This window comes from Micromonospora sp. NPDC050795 (assembly GCF_044456785.1).
Lineage (GTDB): Bacteria > Actinomycetota > Actinomycetes > Mycobacteriales > Micromonosporaceae > Micromonospora.
This window is the reverse complement of record NZ_JBITGE010000002.1, coordinates 94,472-118,746: the sequence shown is the minus strand read 5'-3', so window position 1 is coordinate 118,746 and position 24,275 is coordinate 94,472. Positions and strand designations below refer to the sequence as shown.

The 24,275-nt window shown below is 70.4% G+C and carries 23 protein-coding genes; 20 read left to right on the top strand and 3 right to left on the bottom strand.

Translation table 11 applies throughout. The annotated features are described in order from the left end of the window. Positions 1–153 precede the first annotated feature (153 nt). From ACIBEF_RS02875 to ACIBEF_RS02855, 5 genes are all read left to right on the top strand, one after another. Positions 154–2,697, top strand: coding sequence for a bifunctional FO biosynthesis protein CofGH (locus tag ACIBEF_RS02875; RefSeq protein ID WP_396790621.1), 2,544 nt, complete (start codon positions 154–156; stop codon positions 2,695–2,697). 162 nt (positions 2,698–2,859) lie between these two features. Beyond that, positions 2,860–3,138: a hypothetical protein gene (locus ACIBEF_RS02870; RefSeq protein ID WP_357208181.1), complete on the top strand. Its 279-nt coding sequence runs from the start codon at positions 2,860–2,862 to the stop codon at positions 3,136–3,138. A 51-nt stretch (positions 3,139–3,189) separates the two neighbouring features. Continuing rightward, the gene (locus ACIBEF_RS02865; protein WP_396790618.1) at positions 3,190–4,584 is read left to right on the top strand and encodes a DUF4331 domain-containing protein; all 1,395 of its coding nucleotides are present in this window, start codon (positions 3,190–3,192) and stop codon (positions 4,582–4,584) included. Positions 4,585–4,602: 18 nt separating this feature from the next. Then, positions 4,603–4,932, top strand: a complete 330-nt coding sequence (locus tag ACIBEF_RS02860) for a phospholipase (protein WP_396790616.1) — start codon at positions 4,603–4,605, stop codon at positions 4,930–4,932. Positions 4,933–5,391: 459 nt separating this feature from the next. Further along, positions 5,392–5,649 (top strand): WhiB family transcriptional regulator, encoded by a 258-nt coding sequence (locus ACIBEF_RS02855; RefSeq protein WP_007455784.1) that lies wholly within the window; start codon positions 5,392–5,394, stop codon positions 5,647–5,649. A gap of 177 nt (positions 5,650–5,826) precedes the next feature. Here ACIBEF_RS02855 and ACIBEF_RS02850 read toward each other — a convergent pair whose 3' ends face one another. After that, positions 5,827–6,276, bottom strand: coding sequence for a metallopeptidase family protein (locus ACIBEF_RS02850; protein ID WP_355005594.1), 450 nt, complete (start codon positions 6,274–6,276; stop codon positions 5,827–5,829). A gap of 153 nt (positions 6,277–6,429) precedes the next feature. Here ACIBEF_RS02850 and ACIBEF_RS02845 point away from each other — a divergent pair, with 153 nt between their 5' ends. Next, complete coding sequence (locus tag ACIBEF_RS02845; protein ID WP_091394110.1) at positions 6,430–6,798, top strand: DUF3499 domain-containing protein; 369 nt, start codon at positions 6,430–6,432, stop codon at positions 6,796–6,798. 140 nt (positions 6,799–6,938) lie between these two features. On the opposite strand, the gene ACIBEF_RS02840 is transcribed toward ACIBEF_RS02845, so the two are convergent. Further along, a complete protein-coding gene (locus ACIBEF_RS02840; protein ID WP_396790614.1) occupies positions 6,939–8,285 on the bottom strand; it encodes an aspartate aminotransferase family protein in 1,347 nt (448 codons plus the stop codon). Between the two features lie 481 nt (positions 8,286–8,766). Beyond that, entirely contained in the window at positions 8,767–9,279 is a 513-nt protein-coding gene (locus ACIBEF_RS02835) for an Lrp/AsnC family transcriptional regulator (protein ID WP_355005591.1), read from the bottom strand. 215 nt (positions 9,280–9,494) lie between these two features. On the opposite strand from ACIBEF_RS02835, the gene ACIBEF_RS02830 reads away from it, so the two are divergent. From ACIBEF_RS02830 to ACIBEF_RS02765, 14 genes are all read left to right on the top strand, one after another. Further along, positions 9,495–10,679, top strand: coding sequence for a spermidine/putrescine ABC transporter substrate-binding protein (locus ACIBEF_RS02830; RefSeq protein ID WP_355005590.1), 1,185 nt, complete (start codon positions 9,495–9,497; stop codon positions 10,677–10,679). Further along, entirely contained in the window at positions 10,679–11,836 is a 1,158-nt protein-coding gene (locus tag ACIBEF_RS02825) for an ABC transporter ATP-binding protein (RefSeq protein ID WP_396790612.1), read from the top strand. Before ACIBEF_RS02830 ends, ACIBEF_RS02825 begins: the two co-directional genes overlap by 1 nt. Continuing rightward, entirely contained in the window at positions 11,833–12,741 is a 909-nt protein-coding gene (locus ACIBEF_RS02820) for an ABC transporter permease (RefSeq protein WP_396790610.1), read from the top strand. Before ACIBEF_RS02825 ends, ACIBEF_RS02820 begins: the two co-directional genes overlap by 4 nt. Then, positions 12,738–13,574 carry an ABC transporter permease gene (locus ACIBEF_RS02815; protein ID WP_396790608.1) on the top strand — a complete coding sequence of 279 codons (837 nt, stop codon included), beginning with the start codon at positions 12,738–12,740 and terminating at the stop codon, positions 13,572–13,574. The genes ACIBEF_RS02820 and ACIBEF_RS02815 overlap by 4 nt, the downstream gene beginning before the upstream one ends. A 40-nt stretch (positions 13,575–13,614) precedes the next feature. Then, positions 13,615–15,081, top strand: a complete 1,467-nt coding sequence (locus ACIBEF_RS02810; protein WP_396790606.1) for an NAD(P)/FAD-dependent oxidoreductase — start codon at positions 13,615–13,617, stop codon at positions 15,079–15,081. Then, positions 15,081–16,262: a saccharopine dehydrogenase C-terminal domain-containing protein gene (locus tag ACIBEF_RS02805; RefSeq protein ID WP_396790604.1), complete on the top strand. Its 1,182-nt coding sequence runs from the start codon at positions 15,081–15,083 to the stop codon at positions 16,260–16,262. The genes ACIBEF_RS02810 and ACIBEF_RS02805 overlap by 1 nt, the downstream gene beginning before the upstream one ends. A gap of 270 nt (positions 16,263–16,532) precedes the next feature. Beyond that, entirely contained in the window at positions 16,533–17,297 is a 765-nt protein-coding gene (locus ACIBEF_RS02800) for a G5 domain-containing protein (protein WP_396790843.1), read from the top strand. Positions 17,298–17,593: 296 nt separating this feature from the next. After that, positions 17,594–18,439 (top strand): DUF559 domain-containing protein, encoded by an 846-nt coding sequence (locus ACIBEF_RS02795; protein WP_396790602.1) that lies wholly within the window; start codon positions 17,594–17,596, stop codon positions 18,437–18,439. 408 nt (positions 18,440–18,847) lie between these two features. Next, a complete protein-coding gene (locus ACIBEF_RS02790) occupies positions 18,848–19,513 on the top strand; it encodes a response regulator transcription factor (protein ID WP_396790600.1) in 666 nt (221 codons plus the stop codon). Further along, positions 19,510–20,574, top strand: coding sequence for a sensor histidine kinase (locus ACIBEF_RS02785; RefSeq protein ID WP_396790598.1), 1,065 nt, complete (start codon positions 19,510–19,512; stop codon positions 20,572–20,574). Before ACIBEF_RS02790 ends, ACIBEF_RS02785 begins: the two co-directional genes overlap by 4 nt. Positions 20,575–20,647: 73 nt before the next feature. Beyond that, positions 20,648–21,676, top strand: a complete 1,029-nt coding sequence (locus tag ACIBEF_RS02780; RefSeq protein WP_396790596.1) for a threonine/serine dehydratase — start codon at positions 20,648–20,650, stop codon at positions 21,674–21,676. Beyond that, positions 21,673–22,803 (top strand): D-alanine--D-alanine ligase family protein, encoded by a 1,131-nt coding sequence (locus ACIBEF_RS02775; RefSeq protein WP_396790594.1) that lies wholly within the window; start codon positions 21,673–21,675, stop codon positions 22,801–22,803. The genes ACIBEF_RS02780 and ACIBEF_RS02775 overlap by 4 nt, the downstream gene beginning before the upstream one ends. Beyond that, complete coding sequence (locus ACIBEF_RS02770) at positions 22,800–23,477, top strand: M15 family metallopeptidase (RefSeq protein ID WP_396790592.1); 678 nt, start codon at positions 22,800–22,802, stop codon at positions 23,475–23,477. The genes ACIBEF_RS02775 and ACIBEF_RS02770 overlap by 4 nt, the downstream gene beginning before the upstream one ends. Before the next feature lie 57 nt (positions 23,478–23,534). Further along, positions 23,535–24,209, top strand: coding sequence for a hypothetical protein (locus ACIBEF_RS02765; protein WP_396790591.1), 675 nt, complete (start codon positions 23,535–23,537; stop codon positions 24,207–24,209). Positions 24,210–24,275 lie beyond the last annotated feature (66 nt).

The window sequence follows — 24,275 nt, the reverse complement described above, 5'->3', positions numbered from 1 at the left end:
CCTAAGTCGGGACACAAACTGCAAGATCGCGAGGCTCGGGCACCACAACTCCGTGGGTCGACGGGGCACGGGGCACGGGGCACGGAGCGCGGCACGGCGCGGGGCGTGGTGGGGACTGGTTGGGTGGCGGCGGGCTGCGCATAGGGTGAGTGGATGGTTGATCGCACCCAATCCGGCCCGAGCGATGCGAGCGTGCGGCGGGCCCTGGGCCGGGCCGCGAACGGACGGGCGCTGGATCTCGACGAGGCGACCGCGCTGCTGTCCGCTCGTGGCGACGCGCTCGACGAGCTGCTCCGGCTCGCCGGGGGAGTCCGCGACGCCGGGCTGCGGGACGCTGGGCGGCCAGGTGTGGTCACGTACTCCAAGAAGGTTTTCATCCCGCTGACGCGGCTCTGCCGGGACCGGTGCCACTACTGCACCTTCGCGACGGTGCCGCACCGGTTGCCGGCGCCGTTCCTGGACCGCGACGAGGTCCTGGCGATCGCCCGGGCCGGTGCCGCGCAGGGTTGCAAGGAGGCGCTGTTCACCCTGGGTGACCGGCCGGAGGATCGTTGGCCGGCGGCGCGGACCTGGTTGGACGAACGCGGTTACGACTCGACCCTCGACTACCTGCGGGCCTGTGCGGTGGCGGTGTTGGAGGAGACCGGTCTGCTGCCGCACCTCAACCCCGGGGTGCTGTCCTGGTCGGAGTTGCAACGGCTCAAGCCGGTCGCGCCGAGCATGGGCATGATGCTGGAGACGACCGCGACGCGGCTGTGGTCCGAGCCGGGTGGCCCGCACTTCGGTTCACCGGACAAGGAGCCGGCGGTCCGGTTGCGGGTGCTCGAGGACGCGGGCCGGGTCGGGGTGCCGTTCACCACGGGCATTCTGATCGGCATCGGGGAGACCTCGGCCGAGCGGGTGGACGCGCTCTTCGCGATCCGCCGCGCCCATCGGGAGTACGGCCACCTCCAGGAGGTGATCGTGCAGAACTTCCGGGCCAAGCCGGACACGGCGATGCGCGGCATGCCGGACGCGGAGCTGCACGATCTGGCCGCCACGGTGGCGGTGGCCCGGCTGCTGCTCGGCCCGAAGGCCCGGATCCAGGCCCCGCCGAACCTCATCGCTGGCGAGTACGACCTGCTGCTGCGCGCCGGCATCGACGACTGGGGTGGCGTCTCCCCGCTCACTCCCGACCACGTCAACCCGGAGCGTCCCTGGCCGCAGATCGACGAGTTGGCCCGGCACACCGAGTTGGCCGGGTTCACGCTGCGGGAGCGGTTGACGATCTACCCGGAGTACGTGCGCGCGGGTGACCCGTGGCTCGATCGTCGGCTGCTGCCGCACGTCGGCGCCCTGGCTGATCCGTCGACGGGCATGGCGGTCGAGTCGGCGATGCCGCAGGGACGACCGTGGCAGGAGCCGGAGGAGGTGTTCGGCGGGCGGGTCGACCTGCACGCCACCATCGACACCACCGGTCGCACCGAAGACCGGCGCGGCGACTTCGACAGCGTCTACGGCGACTGGGCCGAGGTTGCTGGCAAGGTCACCCCGGAGGCGACCGCCCGTCGGGCGGGCGTACCCCCGGTGTCGGCCGGTGTCGGCACGGACCGTGACCTGGCGGCTGGGTTGCGGCTCGCCGCCGACGACCCGGCGGCGCTGCTCGACCCCGCGCACACCGATGCCGCGCTGGCGCTGTTCGGCGCGGACGGCCCGGCGCTCGACGAGTTGTGCCGCCTCGCCGACGACGTGCGCCGTGCGGCGGTCGGCGACGATGTCACCTACGTGGTCAACCGCAACATCAACTTCAGCAACGTCTGCTACGTGGGCTGCCGCTTCTGTGCGTTCGCGCAGCGTGAGCGGGACGCCGACGCGTACCGGCTCTCCGTCGAGCAGGTCGCGGACCGGGCGGAGCAGGCGTGGGCCGCCGGTGCCAGCGAGGTGTGTCTCCAGGGCGGCATCGACCCGAAGATGCCGGTCACCGGGTACGCCGACATCGTGCGCGCGATCAAGGCCCGGGTGCCCGAGATGCACGTGCACGCGTTCTCGCCCATGGAGATCGTCACCGCCGCCGCGAAGGCCGGCGTGCCGGTCCGTGAGTGGTTGCTCCAGCTACGCGAGGCCGGGCTGGACACCATCCCGGGCACCGCCGCCGAGATCCTCGACGACGACGTGCGCTGGGTGCTGACCAAGGGCAAACTCCCGGCCGCCGCCTGGGTCGAGGTGGTGAGCACCGCCCACGAGCTGGGCATCCGGTCCAGCTCCACCATGATGTACGGCCACGTCGACCACCCCGGGCAGTGGCTGGCGCACTTCCGGGTGCTGGCCGGGGTGCAGGACCGCACCGGCGGGTTCACCGAGTTCGTGGCGCTGCCGTTCGTGCACACGAATGCTCCGATCTATCTGGCGGGTATCGCCCGCCCGGGGCCGACGTGGCGGGAGAACCGGGTGGTGCACGCCATGTCCCGGCTGCTGCTGCACGGCCGGATCGAGAACATCCAGTGCTCCTGGGTGAAGCTCGGCGACGAGGGCACCGTCGCGATGCTCCAGGGCGGCTGCAACGACCTGGGCGGCACGCTGATGGAGGAGACCATCTCCCGGATGGCCGGCTCCGACAACGGTTCGGCGCGTACCGAGGAGCAGTTGCGGGCCATCGCGAAGGCCGCCGGTCGTCCGGCGCGCAAGCGGTCGACTGCGTACGGTCACGCTCGGCCCTGACGTCGAACCTTTCCCCGCCACCGGCCGTACCACGCGATGCCGGTGGCGGTCGCGGCGAGGACCGCCGCCGGTGTCCCCTCAGGGGCCCGGCGGCGTCGCGAGACGGCACCGGACCCGTCCGTCTCCGCGGGCGCGTTCGCGCCACCGCCGGAAAGGTTGCCCATGACCAGTGATCAGCGGAAGCGGCAGTGGCCGCGACTGACCCGCCGGCAGACGTTGACCGCCGCGGCGAGCGCCACCCTCGGCGCCGCCGCGCTCACCGTGCCGGGCCTGTCGGCCGCGCAGAACGCCCCCGGAGCGGCCGGACGGGCCGACGAACCGATCGTCGTGCACCTGCGTGACGCCGACTCCGGAACGATGGACGTCTTCGTCGGTGAGACGCGCATCGAGGTACGCGACCGTAGCCTGGCGGACCGGCTGCGGCGCGCCGCCCGGCGCTGACCCGACCTTCCGCCCCGCCATCCTGTCCCCGCCCAGTGAGGTTGGTCCGTCATGTCTTCCCACCGCGAGGCCCCGGAGATAGCAAAGGATCCGGTCGCCGACAGCTCCGACCTGTACGCGTTCGTCAGCCCCGACAAACGCGACACGGTCACGTTGATCGCCAACTACGTGCCGTTGCAGCTCCCCTCCGGGGGCCCGAACTTCTTCGAGTTCGGCGATGACGTGCGTTACGAGATCCATATCGACAACGACGGTGACGGTCGTCCGGATGTCACCTACCGGTTCGAATTCACCACCGAGATCACCAACCCGAACAGTTTTCTCTACAACACCGGTCCGATCGACTCGCTGGACAGCAAGAACTGGAACCGGCGGCAGTTCTACAGCCTGACCCGGGTGGCCGACGGCCGCGAGCACCGGCTGGCGCACAAGCTGCAGTGCCCGCCGTGCAACGTCGGTCCGCTGTCCACGCCGAAGTACGCCGACCTGGTGCGGCAGGCCACCTACTCGCTCTCCACCGGGGAGCGGGTCTTCGCCGGGCAGCGCGCCGACGGGTTCTTCGTCGACCTCGGGGCGATCTTCGACCTCGGCACGCTGCGGCCGTTCCAGCAACTGCACGTCGCGGGGAAGAAGATCTTCAAGGCCGAGGGGGAGCCGGTCAACGCCACCGACCGGATGAACGTGCACAGCATCGCCGTGCAGGTGCCGTTGGAGCGGGTTCGTCGGCGCGCCAACCGCTACGGTGCCGCGGATCGGGCGTCGGTGATCGGGGTGTGGACGTCGGCGTCGCGCCGGCAGGTGCGGGTGCTCGGCGACCGGGGCGCGGCGGACACCAGCACCGGCCCGTTCACCCAGGTCTCGCGGTTGGGCAATCCACTGTTCAACGAGGTCGTCGTGCCGATGTCCAAGAAGGACCTGTGGAATTCGCTGCCGCCGTCGGAGGACAAGCGGTTCGCCCAGTTCGTGGAGCAGCCCGAGCTGGCCGCGTTGCTGCCGGCGCTCTACCCGGACGTCTTCCCCAACCTGGACAAGCTCACCAAGGCGAAGAAGGCCCGGGCCGACCTGGTGGCGATCCTGCTCACCGGCGTGCCGGCCGGGCTGATCGACGGCTTCACCAACACCACGGGTGACGTGCAGGCGGACATGCTGCGACTGAACACCGCGATCCCGCCGACCAGGCGCCCGGACCGGTTCGGGGTGCTCGGCGGCGACCTGGCCGGGTTCCCGAACGGGCGGCGGGTGGGCGACGACGTGGTCAGCATCGCCCTGCGGGCCATCGCCGGGGTCACCGTCCCGTTGGTGGACAAGACGTTCCGACCGGACGCGGCGGCCGCCGCGGTCACCCCGGGGCTGAGCGCCGCCGACGTGACCGCGCCGTTCCTCGGAAACTTCCCCTACCTGGGTACGCCGTACGACGGGTTCAACAACCCGTCGGCGGCGTCCTGACCGGGGCGGGACGCGCGGATGCACGAGCACGCGTACGGGCCGACGGAGACGGGGACCGTCGTCCTCGATCTGGGCGGCGACACCGGCGCCCTGATCGTCTACACAGGTCGGGATCTGCACGGCCGGGAGATCGAGATCAGCCGCGACGACGACCGGCGGGTCCACTCGGCGGTGCGTGAGCGCCTGGTGCGCGACGGCTCGTTCCACAGCGCGGTCTATCCCGATCTGCCGAGCGGGATCTATACCGTCTGGTGGGATGATCACACGTCTGCCGGCACCATTACCGTCCATGGTGGAGCGGTGGCCGAGTTTGTCTGGCCTAGCAGCGGTTTTGGGGCCGCCAGCTGACCTCGACGCACCTGTTTCACCACCGCGCCCCGTCCACATTGTGGACGGGGCGCGAGTGCTGTCCGCAGCTGGACGGGCGGTCTGCGCCGCACCGCGTTAACCTGTCCCCCATTCAAGATCAGCTTAGGGGTGACGGTCTCCGGCGCCGGCCGGTCGGCGACTCGTCGGAGAAGCGCCACGGCAGAAAAGTCGGGCAACTCGCCGGAGAGGGCGTTACTCGGCCGGGGTCTGAATCGATAGGGCAGGTTGCGAGGCTGGACCGCCCGAGTGGTCGACCGGGGGTGTCGGGAGGGCGACTCCATTATCAAGTTTGGCTTGACGGCGCACGCATTACACGCGTGTAATTTGAATGGGGTTGTTCGCGCGGAACGCAACAAAACGGGACGGGATGGACAAGCACGCCTTTTGCGTGGGGGGTTGCAGCGGCGATGACGCCGGTGCGCGACAAGGAGGCATTTGATGGACGGCCAGCTTGAGGTGGCCGACCTGCTCGGAAACGCGCCGGAGTGGCAGGAGCGGGCGTTGTGCTCGCAGACCGACCCCGAGGCGTTCTTTCCCGAGAAGGGCGGCTCGACCCGCGAGGCGAAGCGGATCTGCTCGCGTTGCGAGGTCAAGACCGAGTGCCTCGAATACGCACTGGGTCACGACGAGCGGTTTGGCATCTGGGGTGGGCTCTCCGAGCGGGAGCGGCGCAAGTTGAAGCGGCGGGCCGCCTGAGCGGTGCGCGGGGCTGCCTGCGCGTTGTGAGAGGCCCGCGTGGTTCGAGGGTCGAGGCGAGGGTTGCCTCAGCGGTGTGAGGGTCGGGTCGGGGCTGCCGGGGGGCGGCCTGAGGTCGGGGCGGCGGGGGCCGCCCGACCGTCCGCTTTCCCGCGCGGTCGGCCGTTCGGGCTCGGCTCAGGCGAGCTCGTCCGGGTCCACCCCGAGAAGGTTCGCCACCTGTTCGATGATCACGTCATGGACGAGATCGGCGAGGTCCTCACGGTCCATCGCCCGGAACTCCAGGGGCCGCCGGTACAGCACGATCCGCGGCGGCACCTCCTGCCGGCCCGGGCGGCCGGGCAGCAGCCGGGCCAACGGGACCTCGCCGTCCTCCAGCACGTCCGAGTCGTAGACGTTCAAGTCCGGCGGGACGTCCTCGACAGCGAACTCGACCCCGGCCAGCTCCTTGGCGAACCGACGCTCCAGCGTCTCGACGGTGTCCAGGACCAGGTCGTCGAAGACCTCGGCCTTGGTCCGCGCCAGCGGCACGGTGGCCGGAACCAACCGTCCGCGCAGGCCGCGCCCGTGCCGGTCACGATGCCCACGCCGGCCAGAGGCGGGGCGGCGGTGTTCCGGGCTCGTCATGAGGCAAAGGGTAGCGCCCGTGTCGGGCTGGTCAGCGGCAGCGCCGCTCCCGTGGCGCGGCGCGCCCAGAACGTTCGACTGTGATCACCATGACGGGCGTGTCGCAACGCGAAGCGATGCGCCGGACCCGGTAATGGAGATACCCTGCCGCACGTGAGGTCACCACGGCGCTGCTCCCGTAACGGCTGCCCCCGGCAAGCGGTCGCCACATTGACCTATGTCTACAACGAGTCGACAGCGGTGGTGGGGCCGCTGGCGGCGTTCGCCGAGCCGCACACGTACGACCTGTGCGAGCCGCACGCCCGCAGCCTGACCGCCCCTCGGGGCTGGGACGTCGTCCGGCACGAGGGCGAGTTCGAACCGCCGCCGCCCACCACGGACGACCTGGTCGCGCTGGCCGAAGCGGTCCGCGAAGCCGCCCGCCCGGCCCCCCGCCCCCCGGAGCCGGACCAGAACCGTCCCGAGAACCCCCACCAGACCGGCCGCCGAGGCCACCTCCGCGTGATCCCCCCCAACCACTAGAACCCCGCGCCTCCCTCCGTCCGGCGTTGATCATGAAGTTATTGCCCCGCGCCTCGGCGTGTCGTGGCAATAACTTCATGATCAACGGGGTGGCAGTGGGGGGTGGGGTGGGTGGGGTGGGTGGGGTGGGGTGGGTGGGGTTAGAGCTTGGTCCAGGCTTGGGTTAGGACTGTGCGGAGGATCTGCTCGATCTCGTCGAAGTGCTGCTGCTCCGCGATCAGGGGCGGGGCCAGCTGGATGACGGGGTCGCCCCGGTCGTCGGCCCGGCAGTAGAGGCCCGCCTGGAACAGGGCGGTGGAGAGGAAGCCGCGCAGCAGGCGCTCCGACTCGGCCTCGGTGAAGGTTTCCCGGGTGGTCTTGTCCTTGACCATTTCGATGCCGTAGAAGTAGCCGTCACCGCGGACGTCGCCGACGATCGGCAGGTCGTGCAGCTTCTCCAGGGTGGCGCGGAAGGCGTCCTCGTTGGCGCGTACGTGCCCGACCAGGTCCTCGCGGGCGAACACCTCCAGGTTGGCCAGCGCCACCGCGCAGGAGACCGGGTGCCCACCGAAGGTCACGCCGTGGGCGAACATGCCGGTCTCGGTGAGGAACGGTTCCATCAGCCGGTCGCTGGCGATCATCGCGCCGAGCGGGGCGTAGCCGGAGGTGATGCCCTTGGCGGTGGTGATGATGTCCGGCTGGTAGCCGTAGCGCACCGCGCCGAAGTACTCGCCCAACCGCCCCCACGAGCAGATCACCTCGTCCGAGACGAGCAGCACGTCGTACGCGTCGCAGATCTCCCGTACCCGCTCGAAGTAACCGGGCGGCGGTGGGAAGCACCCGCCGGAGTTCTGCACCGGCTCAAGGAAGACCGCGGCGACCGTGTCCGGGCCTTCCCGCTCGATGGCCCGCCCGATCTCGTCGGCGGCCCAACGGCCGAACGCCTCGGGGTCGTCGCCGTGCTCAGGCGCCCGGTAGAAGTTCGTGTTCGGCACCTTGATCGCACCCGGCACCAGCGGCTCGAAGTCGCTCTTGATGCCGGGCAGGCCGGTGATCGACAGGGCGCCCATCGAGGTGCCGTGATAGGCGATGTAGCGGCTGATCACCTTGTACTTGTTGGGCTTCCCGGTGCGCTTGAAGTACGCGCGGGCCAGCTTCCACGCCGCCTCGACGGCCTCGGAGCCGCCGGTGGTGAAGAAGATCCGGTTGAGGTCGCCGGGGGTGAGCGCGGCGATCCTTTCGGCCAGCTCGACGGCCTTCGGGTGCGCGTACGACCAGAGCGGGAAGTAGGCAAGCTCGCCGGCCTGCTTGGCGGCGGCCTCGGCCAGCTCGGTGCGGCCGTGGCCGGCGTTGACCACGAAGAGCCCGGCGAGCCCGTCCAGGTAGCGGCGACCCTGTGCGTCCCAGACGTACGCTCCCTCGCCGCGCACGATGGTCGGCACCTCACCGGCGGAGTAGCTCGCCATCCGGGTGAAGTGCATCCAGAGGTGGTCGGTGGCGTTGGCCATGTCAGCCCCATCGGTCGTCGGGCCGGTCAAAGGGGTGAGGCCGGCCGCTCTGCCAACGGTTATCGCACAGTCGAGTCCTCCGGGGCAAGTGTTATCGGCCGTACCACGGTCAGTTGGCGACGGATTCAGCGTATGCGCGCCACTGATGCAACGGAATCCGCATCACTGCTGGCCTGGTTGACCGGCAGTCGGCAGGAGTTGAGGGTGTGGTGGTCGCGGCCTTCGGAGTTGAATCGTTTGCGATATCACGGCCGCCTTGTCGAGGTGCCGCACGGCCGCCCGGGTTGCGCCGAGCGGGTCGGTCAGGCTGGCTCGTCGCCGGTCCCGCCGGCCGATTCGTCCACGACATCAGCTCCAAAGCGCCCGACCGGTGGCCGCGCCCTCTTGGCCCTGCGCTCGATCCACTCCCGGTTCATTGAATCCGCGGGGTCCCGGCGTGGTCGATGCCGCGTTTGGTGAAGTCGAGTGGATCAAGGGACGGTCAGGCCGTACCCCAGGTGTAGGTCTGCTTGCGCAGCTTGAGGTAGACGAACGCCTCGGTGGAGATCACGCCTGGCACCGCGCGCAGTCGTTGCAGGATCTCCAGCAGGTGGTCGTCGTTGCGGCAGACCACCTCGGTGAGCAGGTCGAACGACCCGGCGGTGATCACCACGTAGTCGACCTCGTCCAGCTCGGCCAGCCGGTCCGCCACCGCCTCCAGGTCGCCGTCGGTGCGTAGGCCGATCATCGCCTGCCGGTTGAAGCCGAGCTGGAGCGGATCGGTCACCGCCACGATCTGCATCACGCCGGAGTCGAGCAGTCGCTGCACCCGCTGGCGGACCGCCGCCTCGGACAGCCCGACCGCCTTGCCGATCGTCGCGTACGGGCGGCGGCCGTCCTCCTGGAGCTGCTCGATGATCTGTTTGGCCACGTCATCCAGCAGAGCGTGATTGGCGCCTTCACGGACAGCGACGCGTCGACTCCCGTTGCTGTTCTCGTGCTGCCGGTTTGTCATTGCCCGCTCCCCATGTCCCGAATCCTGATGTCGCGCGTGTATCACCGCGTAGTCTGGCGTATTTCGTCGTGCATCGCTATTCCCACAACGGAATCCCTTGTAAGGGAGGTCACCTCATGTCAGGATCAGTCGTCCATGGCACTTGACCCTCCCGACATTCCCGCCGGCGTGCCTCCCCCGTCCCGCCCGCCGACGATGACCCCCTAGGAGTCGTCATGCGTACTCCCCTCCGGCCCCTCTCCCGGCGTGGACTGCTCACCGGCACTCTCGGTTCGGCCGCCCTGCTCACCATGGGCGGCAGCCTCGCGGGCTGCGGCACCAAGGGCGCGCAGCAGACCGAAGCTGGTTGCGTCAGCGAGGACCTCTCCGGCACCGAGAAGAAACTCGCCTTCGCCAACTGGCCGCAGTACATGGACGTTGACGACGCTGACGAGTCCAAGCGGCCGAGCCTCGACGAGTTCATCACGAAGACCGGCATCCAGGTGACCTACACCGAGGACATCAACGACAACAACGAGTTCTTCGGCAAGGTGCAGAACCAGCTTGCCGCCTGCCAGAGCACCGACCGCGACATCATCGTGCTGACCGACTGGATGGCGGCCCGGATGATCCGGCTCGGCTGGATCCAGAAGCTGGACCCGGCGAAGATCCCGAACGTGCAGGCCAACCTGCTTCCGTCGCTGCTCAACCGACCCTTCGACACCGAGAACCGGATCTCCATCCCGTGGCAGTCCGGCCTGGCGGGCCTGGCGTACAACGGCAACGTCACGAAGGAACTGCGGACCGTCGACGAACTGCTCACCCGCCCCGACCTCAAGGGCAAGGTGACAGCGCTCAGCGAGATGCGCGACACCATGGGCCTGCTGCTCGGGTCGAACGGACACGACCCGGCCAACTTCACCGCCGCCCAGTTCGACGACGCCCTCAACAAGCTCAAGAAGGCAGTGGACTCCGGGCAGATCCGCAAGTTCACCGGCAACGACTACGCGCCCGACCTGGCCAAGGGCGACATCGCGGCGTGCATCGGCTGGTCCGGCGACGTCATCCAACTGTCCGGTGAGGACGAGAAGGTGCGGTTCGTCGCGCCGGACTCGGGCGTGATGCTCTACAGCGACAACATGATGGTCCCCAACAAGGCCACTCACAAGGGCAACGCCGAGGCGCTGATCAACTACTACTACGAGCCGGCGGTCGCGGCGAAGCTCGCCGCGTACGTCAACTACATCTGCCCGGTCAAGGGCGCTCAGGCAGAGATGGAGAAGATCGATCCCGAGCTGGCCGCCAACCCGCTGATCTTCCCGGATGAGGCGCTGCTGTCGAAGTCCAAGGTGTTCATGGCCCTGGACGAGAAGCAGGAGAAGGAGTACGAGGGCAAGTTCCAACAGGTCATCGGGGCGTGATGAGGATGGCGCGCGAGACACCCGCCGGCGACCTGCGCCTGGCCGACCTCACCAAACGGTTCGGCGTCTTCACCGCTGTCGACGACCTGAGCCTGACCATCGAGCAGGGCTCGTTCTTCGCGCTGCTCGGCGCGTCCGGCTGCGGCAAGACCACCACGTTGCGGATGATCGCCGGCCTGGAGGAGCCGACCAGCGGCCAGGTGCTGCTCGGTGACACGGACATCGCCCGGCTGCGGCCGTACAAGCGGCCGGTGAACACCGTCTTCCAGAGCTACGCGCTCTTCCCGCACCTCACCATCTTCGAGAACGTGGCCTTCGGGCTGCGCCGACGCGGCATCCGCTCGGTCGACGACGAGGTCTCCCGGATGCTGTCGCTGGTGCAGCTCGACGGCTATGGCAACCGCCGACCCGCCCAGCTGTCCGGGGGGCAGCAGCAACGGGTCGCGCTCGCCCGCGCGCTGATCAACCGGCCGCAGGTGCTGCTGCTCGACGAGCCGCTGGGCGCACTCGACCTCAAGCTGCGCCGACAGATGCAGATCGAGCTGAAGCGCATCCAGACCGAGGTCGGCATCACCTTCGTGCACGTCACCCACGACCAGGAGGAGGCCATGACCATGGCCGACACCGTCGCGGTGATGAACGCCGGCCGCATCGAGCAGTTGGGTGCCCCGGCCGACATCTACGAGTTTCCCGCCACCGCCTTCGTGGCGAACTTCCTCGGCCAGTCCAACCTGCTCGCCGGCGAGGCCACCGGCGTCGGCGGCGGCGACGTCGCGGTGACGGCGCACGGCACGCGCTTCTCCGTGCCCGCCGGCCGCGCACGGGCCGAGAGCGGCCCGGTCCACCTGGGGGTACGCCCGGAGAAGCTGATTCTGGTCGGCTCCGCCGACCAGGTGCCCGCCGGGCATCAGCACGTCACCGGAGTGGTCACCGACGCCTCCTACGTGGGAGTCAGCACGCAGTACCTGCTGCGTACCGGCTGGGGCACCGAGTTGTCGGTCTTCGCCGCCAACAGTGGGACGTCGACGACTGTGGCGGTCGGCAGCGAGGCCGTGGCGCACTGGGATCCGCGGCACGCGTTCCTGCTGCCCCGCGACGCCGCCGACACCGACCGGACGTCACCGGTGCTGGACGAGCCGGTGGGTGCGTCGTCGTGACCCTGCTGGCCCCCACCGGATCGGGGCACCCGCCACCCGCGCCGCCGGCAGCCCGGTCCGGGCGACGCCGACTCCTGCCGTACCTCCTGTTGTTGCCGGGCGCGGCCTGGCTGCTCATCTTCTTCGGTGTGCCGCTCGTGCAGTTGGCGGCGGCCAGCCTGTACGACCCCAGCGGCTCGCTCTCCACCGGGTACGCGATGACCTGGGCGGTCGGCAACTACCCGGACGTGCTCCAGGCGTACTGGCTGCAGTTCCTGCGTTCGTTCGGCTACGCCGGGCTGGCCCTGGTGCTGGCGTTGCTGCTGGGCTACCCACTGGCCTACGCCATCGCGCAGAAGGCCGGCCGCTGGAAGAACCTGCTGCTGGTGTGCGTCGTCGCGCCGATGTTCACCAGCTTCCTGGTCCGCACGCTGGCCTGGAAGACGATCCTGTCGGACAACGGCGCGCTCGTCGGTCTGCTGCGCGACGTGCACCTGCTCGCCCCGGACGGTCGGCTGCTGGCCACCCCGTTCGCTGTGGTGCTCGGCCTGACGTACAACTTCCTGCCGTTTCTGGTGCTGCCGCTGTACGCGAGTCTGGAGCGGCTTGACCCGCGGTTGCTGGAGGCGGCCACCGACCTGTACGCGAGCCCGGTGCAGGCGTTCCGTCGGGTGACGCTGCCGCTGTCCATGCCCGGTCTGGTCGCCGGCACGCTGCTGTTCTTCATCCCCGCCAGTGGCGACTACATCAACGCGGAGCTGCTCGGCACCCCGAACGAATACATGATCGGCAACGTCATCGACTCGGCGTTCCTGGTCCGACTGGACTACCCGCAGGGCGCCGCGCTGTCGTTCCTGCTGATGGCGGCGATCCTCGCGGTGGTCTTCGGCTATCTCCGTCGCGCCGGCACGGAGGAGGTCCTGTGAGGGTTTCCCGTTGGTTCGCGGACCGCTGGGTGATGATCGTGGCGTTGCTGGTGCTCGGCTACCTGGCGCTGCCGATCCTGGTGGTGGCCGGGCTGTCGTTCAACCGGCCGTCGAGCCGCCTGTCGTACGACTTCAACGAGTTCACTCTGGACAACTGGCGACAGCCGTGCGCCACCTCGGACATGTGCGACGCGGTGGTCCGCAGCGTGCAGATCGGCTTCATCGCCACGGTCGTCGCCACAGTGCTCGGCACCCTGATGGCGTTCGCGCTGGTCCGGCACCGCTTCCGTGGCCGATCCGGGATCAACGTGCTGATCTTCCTGCCGATGGCCACCCCGGAACTGGTGATGGGCACGTCGTTGCTGGCCCTGTTCGTGTCGGCGGGCGTACCGCAGGGCTTCTGGACCATCGTGATCGCGCATGTGATGTTCTGCGTGTCGTTCGTGGTGGTCACCGTCAAGGCGCGGCTCGCCGGGATGGACCGGCGGCTGGAGGAGGCCGCCATGGACCTCTACGCCAACGAGTGGCAGACCTTCCGGCGGATCACCCTGCCGCTGGTGCTGCCCGGCATCGTGGCCGCCGCGTTGCTGGCCTTCTCGCTCAGCTTCGACGACTTCATCATCACGAACTTCAACGCCGGCACCACCGTCACGTTCCCGATGTACGTCTGGGGCGCTGCCCAGCGTGGCATCCCACCGCAGGTCAACGTGATCGGCACGGCGATGTTCGCGGTCGCGTTGCTGCTCGTGGGGCTCAGCTCGCTGCGCGGTCGGCGGGCCCGCCGCGCCGCGCTGCTGGCCGGGCCGTCAGGTCACCCGCGTCGGTCGTCATGACCCGCCCCGATGCTCCGGACCACCCGGCGGGTGGGCGGTCATGACGCTCCCGCATACCGGCCGGGCGTTGGCCGACGCGGCACCCGTGCCGTACTGGCTCGACCGCCCGGACCGCCCTGACCCGCTACCGCCGCTGAGCGGTCGGCACGCCACCGACCTGCTCGTGATCGGCGGCGGTTACAGCGGACTGTGGGCCGCGCTGTTGGCGAAACAGGCGGACCCGGACCGGGACGTGCTGCTCGTCGACGCCGGGACCTGCGGTTGGGCGGCCTCCGGGCGCAACGGCGGTTTCTGCGCCGCCTCGCTGACCCACGGCCTCGCCAACGGCGTCGAGCGGTTCCCCGACGAGGTCGGCGAGTTGGAACGCCTCGGCCGGGACAACCTGGACGCCATCGCCGCCACCGTCGAGACGTTCGACATCGACTGCGACTTCGAGCGCACGGGTGAGCTGGCCGTCGCCGTCGAGCCGTACCAACTCGACGGGCTGGCCGCCGACGCGGACCTGGCCCGCCGGTACGGCCACCGGGTGCGGTTGCTCGACCGGGACGAGGTGCGCGCCGAGGTGCACTCACCGACGTACCTGGGTGGGATGTTCGACGCCGACCGGGTGGCCATGGTGGACCCGGCGAAGCTGGCCTGGGGGCTGCGCCGCGCCTGCCTCGACCTCGGCGTACGCGTGCACGAGCACACCCGGGTCACCGGACTGCGCGCCGACGGTGCGGCCCTGCACGCCAGCACCCTGGGCACCGGTCCCGCCGCCCACCCGGCCGACAGTGGCCGGGCCGACATCAGTGCCGCCGGCCTGCCCGGCTCGATCCGGGCGCGTCGGGTCGTGCTGGCCACCAACGCGTTCCCGCCGCTGCTACGCCGGCTGCGGGCGTACCTGGTGCCGGTCTACGACCACGTGCTGATGACCGAGCCGCTCACCCCCGCCCAGCGCGACGCCATCGGGTGGCGCAACCGGCAGGGGCTCGCCGACACCGCCAACCAGTTCCACTACTACCGGATCACCACCGACGGACGGATCCTCTTCGGCGGTTACGACGCCGTCTACCACTACGGCAACCGGGTCGCGCCCGAGTTGGAACAACGACAGGCCACCTTCACCACCCTCGCCCGCCACTTCTTCACCACGTTCCCGCAGCTCGCCGACGTGCGGTTCAGCCACCGCTGGGGCGGAGTCATCGACACCTGCACCCGGTTCTGCCCGTTCTTCGGCACCGCATACGGCGGTCGGCTGGCGTACGCGGCCGGCTACACCGGCCTCGGCGTCGGGGCCACCCGCTTCGGGGCGCGGGTGCTGCTCGACCTGCTCGACGGCGGGAACACCCCGCTGACCCGGCTCGACCTCGTTCGCCGCAAGCCACTGCCGTTCCCACCGGAACCCGTCCGCGCGGTCGGCATCAATCTCACCCGCTGGTCACTGGCCCGCGCCGACGCGCGCGAGGGTCGGCGCGACCTCTGGCTCCGTACTCTCGATCGTTTCGGTTTGGGGTTTGATTCCTGATGCGTGTCCTCCTCGTCGGCGCCGGTGGCGTCGGCTCCGCCGCCGTAGCCATCGCCGCCCGACGCACCTTCTTCGAGACCATCGTGGTGGCCGACCACGACCCCGCTCGGGCCCAACGGGCGGTCGCCGGGCACGGTGACCGCTTCGTCGCCGCCCAGGTGGACGCCTCCTCGGCCGACGCGGTCGCCGCACTGTGCCGGGAGCACCGGATCACGCACGTGCTGAACGCCGTCGACCCGCGGTTCGTCATGCCGATCTTCGACGGCGCGTTCGCGGCCGGCGCGGACTACCTGGACATGGCGATGTCGCTGTCACACGTCGAGACCGGCGTGAAGCTCGGCGACGAACAGTTCGCGCTGGCCGACACCTGGTCGGCGGCCGGTCGCCTGGCGCTGTGCGGCATCGGGGTCGAGCCCGGCCTCTCCGACGTCTTCGCCCGCTACGCCGCCGACGACCTGTTCAGCGAGATCGACGAGATCGGTGTCCGGGACGGGGCGAACCTGACAGTCGACGGGTACGACTTCGCGCCCTCGTTCTCGATCTGGACAACGATCGAGGAGTGCCTCAACCCGCCGGTCATCTGGGAGAGGGACCGGGGCTGGTTCACCACCGAACCGTTCTCCGAGCCGGAGGTCTTCCACTTCCCCGAGGGGATCGGCCCGGTCGAGTGCGTCAACGTCGAGCACGAGGAGGTGCTGCTCATCCCGCGCTGGGTCAAGGCCCGGCGGGTCACCTTCAAGTACGGCCTGGGCGACGAGTTCATCGAGGTGCTCAAGACGCTGCACAAGCTCGGTCTGGACTCCGTTTCCCCGGTGCGGGTACGCGGCGTCGAGGTCTCCCCGCGCGACGTGGTGGCCGCGAGCCTGCCCGACCCGGCCACGCTCGGTGCCCGGATGCGCGGCAAGACCTGCGCCGGCACCTGGGTACGCGGCCTCGGCCCGGACGGGCAACCCCGCGAGGTCTACCTGTACCACGTGGTCGACAACGAGTGGTCGATGCGGGAGTACGGGCACCAGGCGGTGGTCTGGCAGACCGCCGTCAACCCGGTCGTCGCCTTGGAGTTGCTCGCCAGCGGCGCGTGGGCCGGCGTGGGCGTGCTCGGGCCCGAGGCGATGCCCCCGATTCCCTTCCTCGACCTGCTGAACGGTTACGGCTCACCGTGGGCGATGGAGGAACGGTGAGCCCGCCCCGCTGACGGCATCGCGACAGTTCCGTCGCCGCCGTTCGGTGTCCGGCCGCTGTCGATGCGGTGCGTCAGGATCTGCGGCTTTTGCTGGTGCTGATACCCGCACGATCGGCCCTGCCCCGCCAGCCTGGAGGTTTGCCGCACCTGCCGACTCGTCGCCCGCCAACGCGCCCACCGATCTTTCCCGCGAAGCGAAAGGCGCAGGTGACGAACGCGACGGGGGATATTGCACGCTGTGTTTGCGACGACACTCATCGCCGTGACGATGCAACCACCACAGCACCCGGGGCCGCCGTACCCGCCGTCGTTCGGCCAGACGCCCCGACCGAACTGGTTCCGCCGGGCCACTCCCGCCAGCCGGGTCGCCGTGATCCTCGGCTCGGTGACGCTGTCGATCCTGCTGCTCTGCTGCACCGGCACCGCCATCGTCGGCGCGTTGACCGGCGAGCCGGAGCCGACCAAGACCGGCACCGCCGCCGAGCAACCGCAACAGCCGATCCTGGCCGCGCCCGGCGAGCCGACCGAGGAGGCGTCGCCGATCGCCGCGCCGCCCTCCACGGTGCCCTCGTCGGCCCCTACGTCGGTCGCACCCAGCCCGTCCAGCGCGGCGGCCGAGCCGGTGGTGCAGGTGACGACCGTGACGGAGAAGGCCACCATCCGGTACGGCGAGCGGACCGTCAAGGACTCGTCGCTGGCCGAGGGCAAGCGGGTCGTCCGAACCAAGGGCGTGAACGGCGTCCGGACCATGACCTACGAGGTGACCACCACCGACGGCGTGCGGACGGCCAAGAAGCTGGTCAAATCCGCAGTGACGAAGCAGCCGGTGACCCAGGTCGTGGCCGTCGGCACCAAGAAGCCGCAGTCGTCGAAGTGCGACCCGAACTACAGTGGCTGCGTCCCGATCGCCAGCGACGTCGACTGCGCGGGTGGCAGCGGCAACGGCCCCGCCTACGTCAGAGGGCCGATCAGGGTCATCGGCGACGACATCTACGACCTGGACCGAGACGGCGACGGCATAGCCTGCGACTAACCCCCCCCCGCACCCCCCCGCACCCCCCGCACCCCCCCGCACCCCCCCCGCACCCCCCTCACCCCGCCGTCAACCCCGCGATCTTGCACTTTCTGCGGTTACTTATGCCTCCTATCAGACATATCGTCGACAGAAAGTGCAAGATCGCGGGGTTGAGGGGTTTGGGGTGTTGGGGTTTTCGGGGTTGGTGCTAGCACGACTGAGGTTGTTGTGGGGGTTGTCCACAGGGGAGTTGGTTTTCCACAGGTAGTTGTTGTGGGGCACTGGCGGAGGTCCGGGTCGGTCAGCCTCCCTCCATGGCAACTCAGTTGTGGCGTACGGACGCGCTGATGCGGCAGCTCACCGTCGGACGGATACGTACTCGGCTCGACCGCGAGGAAATCCTGCGTGTGCGCAGAGGGGTCTACGCCGACAAGCCCTGCGACGACGACGACGAACTGCGTGCCCTGATGCTCCGGCTGCCCGATGGGGCGATGTTGGCGAGGCAGAGCGCCGCCCGCCGATACGGCTTCGGGGTCCTGCGCGACGATCTGATCCACATCCAGTTGCCCGCCGAGGTGCCAAAGCCCCGTCTGCCCGGGGTGGTCGTTCACCGGACGGTTCTACCCGTTCGGCCGGTCTTCGTCGCAGGCCTGCCCTGCGTGCCACCGGCACGTTGCGCAGTCGACCTCGCTCGCGCCGCTCGTCGGGTCGACGCACTTCCAGTGCTCGACGCCGCCCTGCGGTCGGGCTTGGTCACCCAGGATGAACTGCTGGCCGAGGTTGCGGCCCACAACTCATTGCGGGGTGTCCGCCAGGCCCGCCAACTTGTACCGCTGGCAGACGGCAGGGCGGAGTGCCGACAGGAAAGCCAGTTACGGCTGATCCTGATCGACGGAGGCCTGCCGCCGCCGGAGCCGCAACTATGGGTGACCGACCGCCACGGCATCCCTCTGTACCGGCTCGATCTGGGCTACCGCGAACGCCGAATCGGCATCGAGTACGACGGACTGTCGCACCTGAACCGCGATCGACTCCGGCACGACCGTGAGCGGATCAACTGGCTGGCCGCAGCGGGTTGGCGGATGCGCTACTTCACCGACCGAGACCTCTACAGCCGCCCCGAACACATCAAAGCCACCATCCGCGCCGCCCTCTCCTAACCCGCCCGTGCCCGGGCCCGCGGTCCGTGCCCTCACCCGCCGATCTTGCACTTTCTGCCCCGACAAAAAACGCCTTACTCATATTTCGGCAGCACAAAGTGCAAGATCGGCGGGGCGGGGGCGGGGCCGGGGCGGGCCGGGCCGGGGCGGGGGCGGGGCGGGGCGGGGCGGGGGTGACCTTTCGGGGCGCTCGTGACGCGGGTCACTCATGATTGCTTCGGCTCTTCGTGTCGTTGGGACGTTTGGCGCGGGTGACGTGAGACGGGGACGAAGGGGGCGGGGGCTGGGTTGCGGTGGTTTGCCCACTGGACAGCCGCGTGGAGGATGGCTGCGGCGGGTGCTTACAGAACCCTTAACCCGGGCCTGCGACGGTATGCCGGGCAAGCCGAACTGGGGGAGCGGAAAAACGTGCGGGTGCTGGTGGCGGACGACGAGCGGTTGTTGGCGGACACGGTGGCCGAAGGGCTGCGCCGCCTCTCGATGGCCGTGGACGTCTGCTACGACGGTGACGGTGCGCTGGAGCGGGTCGGGGTGAACCGGTACGACGTGGCGGTGCTGGACCGGGACATGCCCGGACACACCGGCGACGAGGTGTGCCGCAGCATCACCGACTCGCAGGTCGGCACGCGCGTGCTGCTGCTCACCGCGGCGGCGGGCATCCGGGACCGGGTGGAGGGCCTCGGCCTCGGCGCGGACGACTACCTGACCAAGCCGTTCGCCTTCGCCGAGTTGGTGGCCCGGGTGCAGGCCCTCGGGCGACGGTCGACGCCGGCGCTGCCACCTGTGCTCGCCCAGGACGGCCTGGCCCTGGATGTGGGTCGGCACCTGGCCACCCGGGACGGTCGCCCTCTCGCGTTGAGCCCCAAGGAGTTCGCGGTGCTGCACGTGCTGCTGCGCGCGGACGGCCAGGTGGTCAGCGCCGAGGAGTTGCTGGAGCAGGCCTGGGACGAGTTCGCCGACCCGTTCACCAACGCCGTACGGGTCACCGTGATGACCCTGCGCAGGAAGCTCGGCGATCCCGCGATCATCCACACCGTTCCGAAGGCCGGCTACCGCATCGGCGGCACGGCGTGAGCTGGACGCCCCGACGTCGGGTGCTGCTGGTGGGGCTGTTGGCGCTGCTGGCCGGCCCGGTACTGCCGGCGATGGGCAAGGTGCTGTCGCAGGTGACCTGGAACTGGGGGCAGCAGTTCTGTGACCTGCCCGTGCCGGGGATGTCGGCGGTGTGCCGCAACGTGCGGCCGGGGGCGTTCATGCTGCCCCTGGTGGCCGTCCTGCTCGTGACCCTCGCCGTCCTGGTGGGGCTCTGGTTCGCCGCGGCGTGGTGCCTGCGCCCGGTCGCTGACCTGGCCGGGCCGATCGGGCAGCTCGGCCCGCAGAACCTCGGCCACCGGATCCGGCCCCGGGGCGGCGACGAGTTGGCCCGGCTGTCGAGGGCGATCGACGAGATGATGGAACGCGTCTCCGCCGGGTACGAGGGGCAGCGGCGGTTCGCCGCGAACGCCTCGCACGAGCTGCGTACGCCCCTCGCCGTGCAGCGGACGCTCATCGAGGTCGGTATGGCCACGGCGCTCACCGGCGAGCAGTTGGAGCTGCTGACCAGTCAGCTGCTGGAGACCAACGAGCGCAACGAACGACTGATCGAGGGCCTGCTCGCGCTCAGTGAAAGCGACCAGGGTCTCCGTTCGCGGATACCGCAGCGGTTGGACGCGATCGTCGAGGGGGTGCTGGCCGGTTACCGGGACCGGGCCCGGGAGGCCGGCGTCACCGTGGAGACCCATCTCGAACCCCGGGTGGTCGTCGGCGAGCGGGTGCTGCTGGAACGACTGGTCACCAACCTGGTGGAGAACGGCATCAAGTACAACCGGCCGGGCGGCTCGCTGACCGTCGTGGTGGGCGGCGTGCCCGCGCTGTCAGTGGTCAACACCGGCCAGCCCGTGCCGGCCGAGGCGGTCGCCGGTCTGTTCGAGCCGTTCCGCCGACTCGCCCGGGACCGGACCTCGCAGGGCGGTGGGGCCGGGCTGGGCCTGGCCATCGCCCGTTCGATCACCCAGGCCCACGACGGCATCATCGCGGCCCGGCCCGCCGAGTACGGCGGCCTGCGGGTCGACGTCCAGCTACCCACCTTGAACTGACACTTCCACCCACAGTCACCGGGGTCCACGTACCGCTGGACCCTGCCTGTGGCGTGCCCGAGAAGGAGAGACGATGACAGGCACAGTTGGTCAGGTCCGGGCCGATGTCGAGGAGTCCAGCCGCTGGCTGGCCGGCCTCGTGGTCCGCACCCCCGTGCTGCGCTCCCCGGTGATCGACGAGCTTGCCGGGACACGGGTGCTGCTCAAGGCGGAGAACCTCCAGCACGGCGGCTCGTACAAGATGCGGGGTGCGCTGCGCGCGGTCGGCCGCCTCGCGGTGGCCGGCCACACCGGGGTGATCGCGCAGAGCACCGGCAACCACGCGGTGGCGGTGGCGTTGGCGGCCCGGCAGCACGGGCTCGCGGCGACTGTGGTGCTGCCGGTCGACGCCGCGTCGACGAAGGTCGACCGGGCGCGCGCGGCGGGGGCGCGGGTGGTGTTCGCCGGCACCAGCGTCGAGGAGCGGGTGGCGGTGGCCAACGGGCTCAGCGACGAGAGCGGTCACCCCGTCGTCGACGCGTACGACCACCCGGACGTGATCGCCGGGCAGGGCACCGCCAGCCTGGAGCTGATCGAGGACGCCGAGCGCGCGGGGACGCCGTTGGACGCGTTGGTCGTACCGGTGGGCGGTGGTGGCGGGGTGGCCGGCGCGTGCCTGGCCGCCGCCGGCACCGAGGTGTACGGCGTGGAGCCGGTGGGTTGCGACTCGCTCGCCCGCAGCCTCGCGGCAGGTGTACGCGTGCCGGTGGCGCCGGCGCCCACCATCGCTGACGGTCTGCGGCCGTCCTGCGTGGGGGAGCTGCCGTTCGCCATCGTGCAGGACACGCTGTGTGGGGTCGTCCGGGTCGACGACGACGAGATCGCAGCGGCGTTCCGGCTGATCCTGACGGAGCTCAAGGTGCTCGCCGAGCCCTCCGGGGCGGCGGGCCTGGCCGGCGCCCTCCGGCTTCCACCGGCCGGCGGAAGCCGAAAGGCGTCGGACAGCGACCGGCAGCGGACGGTTGGCGTGGTGCTGACCGGCGGGAACGTGGAGGCGGCGCTGGTGGCCCGGTTGATGGCCCCGCGATCCGCCGACCTGGCTGAGGAAGGGGTGGCGGCGTGAGCGCGCCCGTGCGGATCGGAATCCTGTTCGGTGGGCCGTCGGCGGAGCACGAGGTTTCCTGTGCCTCCGCGCTCGGGGTGGCCCGGGCGCTCGCCGGTGGGGGCTACCGCACTGTGGCCATCGGTGTCACCCGCGGCGGCGGCTTCCGGCTGATGCCCGACGCGCTGCTGGCCGAGTTGCGCGACCGACCGGCCGGCGAGCGGGCCATCGACGACCAGTTGGTGGTGACCGGGCCGGCCGTCGAGTTGCGGGCCGGTCCGCGTCCTGGTGTCGTGCAGGTGTCCGCCGGTAACGCCCCCGGCGCGGTGCACGCCGAGCTGGACGTGGTCTTCCCGGTGCTGCACGGCCCGTACGGCGAGGACGGTGTGGTGCAGGGGCTGCTGGAGTCACTGAACGTGCCATACGTCGGTTGCGGCATCCTCGCCTCCGCGGTCGGTATGAACAAGGTGGCGATGAAGCGGGCGCTGCGCGCCGAGGGCATCCCCGTCACCCCGTACGTGTCGTTCGACGCCCACACCTACCGGGAGGTCGACGACCCGGAGAAGTTGGTGACCGGGCTGAGCCGGCCGCTGTTCGTCAAGCCGGCCAGCATGGGCTCGTCGATCGGCATCTCCCGCGTCGACGAGGGTGACGACCTGGCCGCCGCCGTGGAGGAGGCGCTTCGCCACGACCAACTCGTCATCGTGGAGCAGGGGGTCGTCGGCCGGGAGTTGGAGTGCGCGGTGCTCGGGGGCTGGCGTCCCGAGGCGTCGGCGGTGGGCGAGGTGCAGGTCAGCGGCGGCTGGTTCGACTACCAGCAGAAGTACTTCGGCGACGCCGACCCGATGATCGTTCCCGCAGTGCTGCCGGACGAGGTGACCGAGCGGGTCCGCGAGCTGTCGCTGCGCGCGTTCGCCGCGATCGGCGGTTGGGGTCTGGCCCGGGTCGACTTCTTCTATGACGAGACGGCCGGCGAGCTGTACGTCAACGAGCTGAACACGATGCCCGGCTTCACCGCGCACTCGATGTACCCGAAGGTGTGGGCCGCCGTCGGGGTCGGTTACCGGGAGGTGGTGGACCGGCTCGTCGAGCTGGCCCGGGTCCGCCATGCGGAACGGCCCTCGGGCACGGCGGGAAGCATCCGATGATCCTGCTCTGCGACCCCCGGGTGGCGGCGGTGCCCAGCGCCGACGACGGCGAGGAGTTCGTCGACCTGCGCGAGCTGTCGGAGTTGCGGCTCGACGGCCGGGCGGCCGACCCGGCCGGGGCGTACGCCCGGTTGCGCGCCGGTGTCGTGGACCGCCTGCTTGCCGCCCAGCGTGCCCTGCCCGGTGGGCTGCGGCTGCTGGTGGTCGAGGGCTACCGGCCGTACCAGGCGCAACTGGCCATCTTCACCGGCTACCGCGACGAGCTGCGCCGGCGGCACCCGGACTGGTCGCCGCAGCGGCTGCACCGGGGAACCACGAAGTTCGTGTCACCGGTCGAGGTGGCCCCGCACAGCACGGGTGGCGCGGTGGACCTGACGCTCTGCACCGACGACGGCGTGGAGCTGGACCTGGGCACGGCCATCGACGCCACACCGGAGGACAGCGCCGACGCCTGCTTCACCGACGCGCCGACGATCGGAGGCGCCGCACGCCGGCACCGGCAGATCATGGTGGACGCCCTCGGCGGCGCGGGAATGGTCAACTACCCGACCGAGTGGTGGCACTGGTCGTACGGCGACCGTTACTGGGCGCTGATCACCAGGGCCCCGAGCACCCGGTACGGGCCGGTGGACCTGGCCGCCGCGCGATCGATACCCGTGCCGGCTGAACGGTAGGACGCTCCGGTCCGTACCGGTGGGTGAAGAACACCACCGAGGACGGGAGTGACGGCGATGAGGGTGCAGCGCAGGCACGTGCTGGCAGCGAGCGTGGCGGTGCTCGCCGCGGTGGGCGTGTCGGTGGGGACCAGCTTCGGGTTCGCCGACACGGCCCCGGCACGGTCGTCGGTCTGCTCCGGCTCGGTCACCTTCTCCGCGGAGGGCGGGGCGCCCGCGGCGACCAGCGACCGGTTCCCGGTGGGGACCCGGCTGCGGGTGACCAACCTGGACAACAACCGGGCGGCCACTGTGACCGTCACCGGCCCGTCGGGTAGTTGTGTGCTCCTCAACGCCGCTGCCATGGAACTGGTCCGTGAGCCGGGCAAGAACGTGATCCGCCGCAACGTGGTGGAACGCGTCGACGGCGCGGCCCCGCCCGCCGGCGCTCCGGCCCCCGGCACGGTCCGTCCCGGCGCCGCGTCTCCCGGCGCGCCCGGCCCGGCGCCCCGGTCGGTGTGCTCCGGGGCGATCACCTTCTTCGAGGAGGCGGCCGGACCGGCGGCGACCAGTGGGCAGTTCCCGGTGGGCACCCGGCTGCGGGTGACCAACCTGGACAACAACCGGGCGACCACCGTGACGGTCACCGGCCCGTCGGGCAGCTGCGTGCTGCTCAACTCCGCCGCCATGGAGCAGATCCGCGAGCCGGGCAAGAACCTGGTGCGCCGCAACACCGTCGAGGTGCTTCGCTGACATCGCCGGACGGGCCCGGCACACACCGGGCCCGTCGCCGGAGGGGCCCGTGCACCGGGCCCCTCC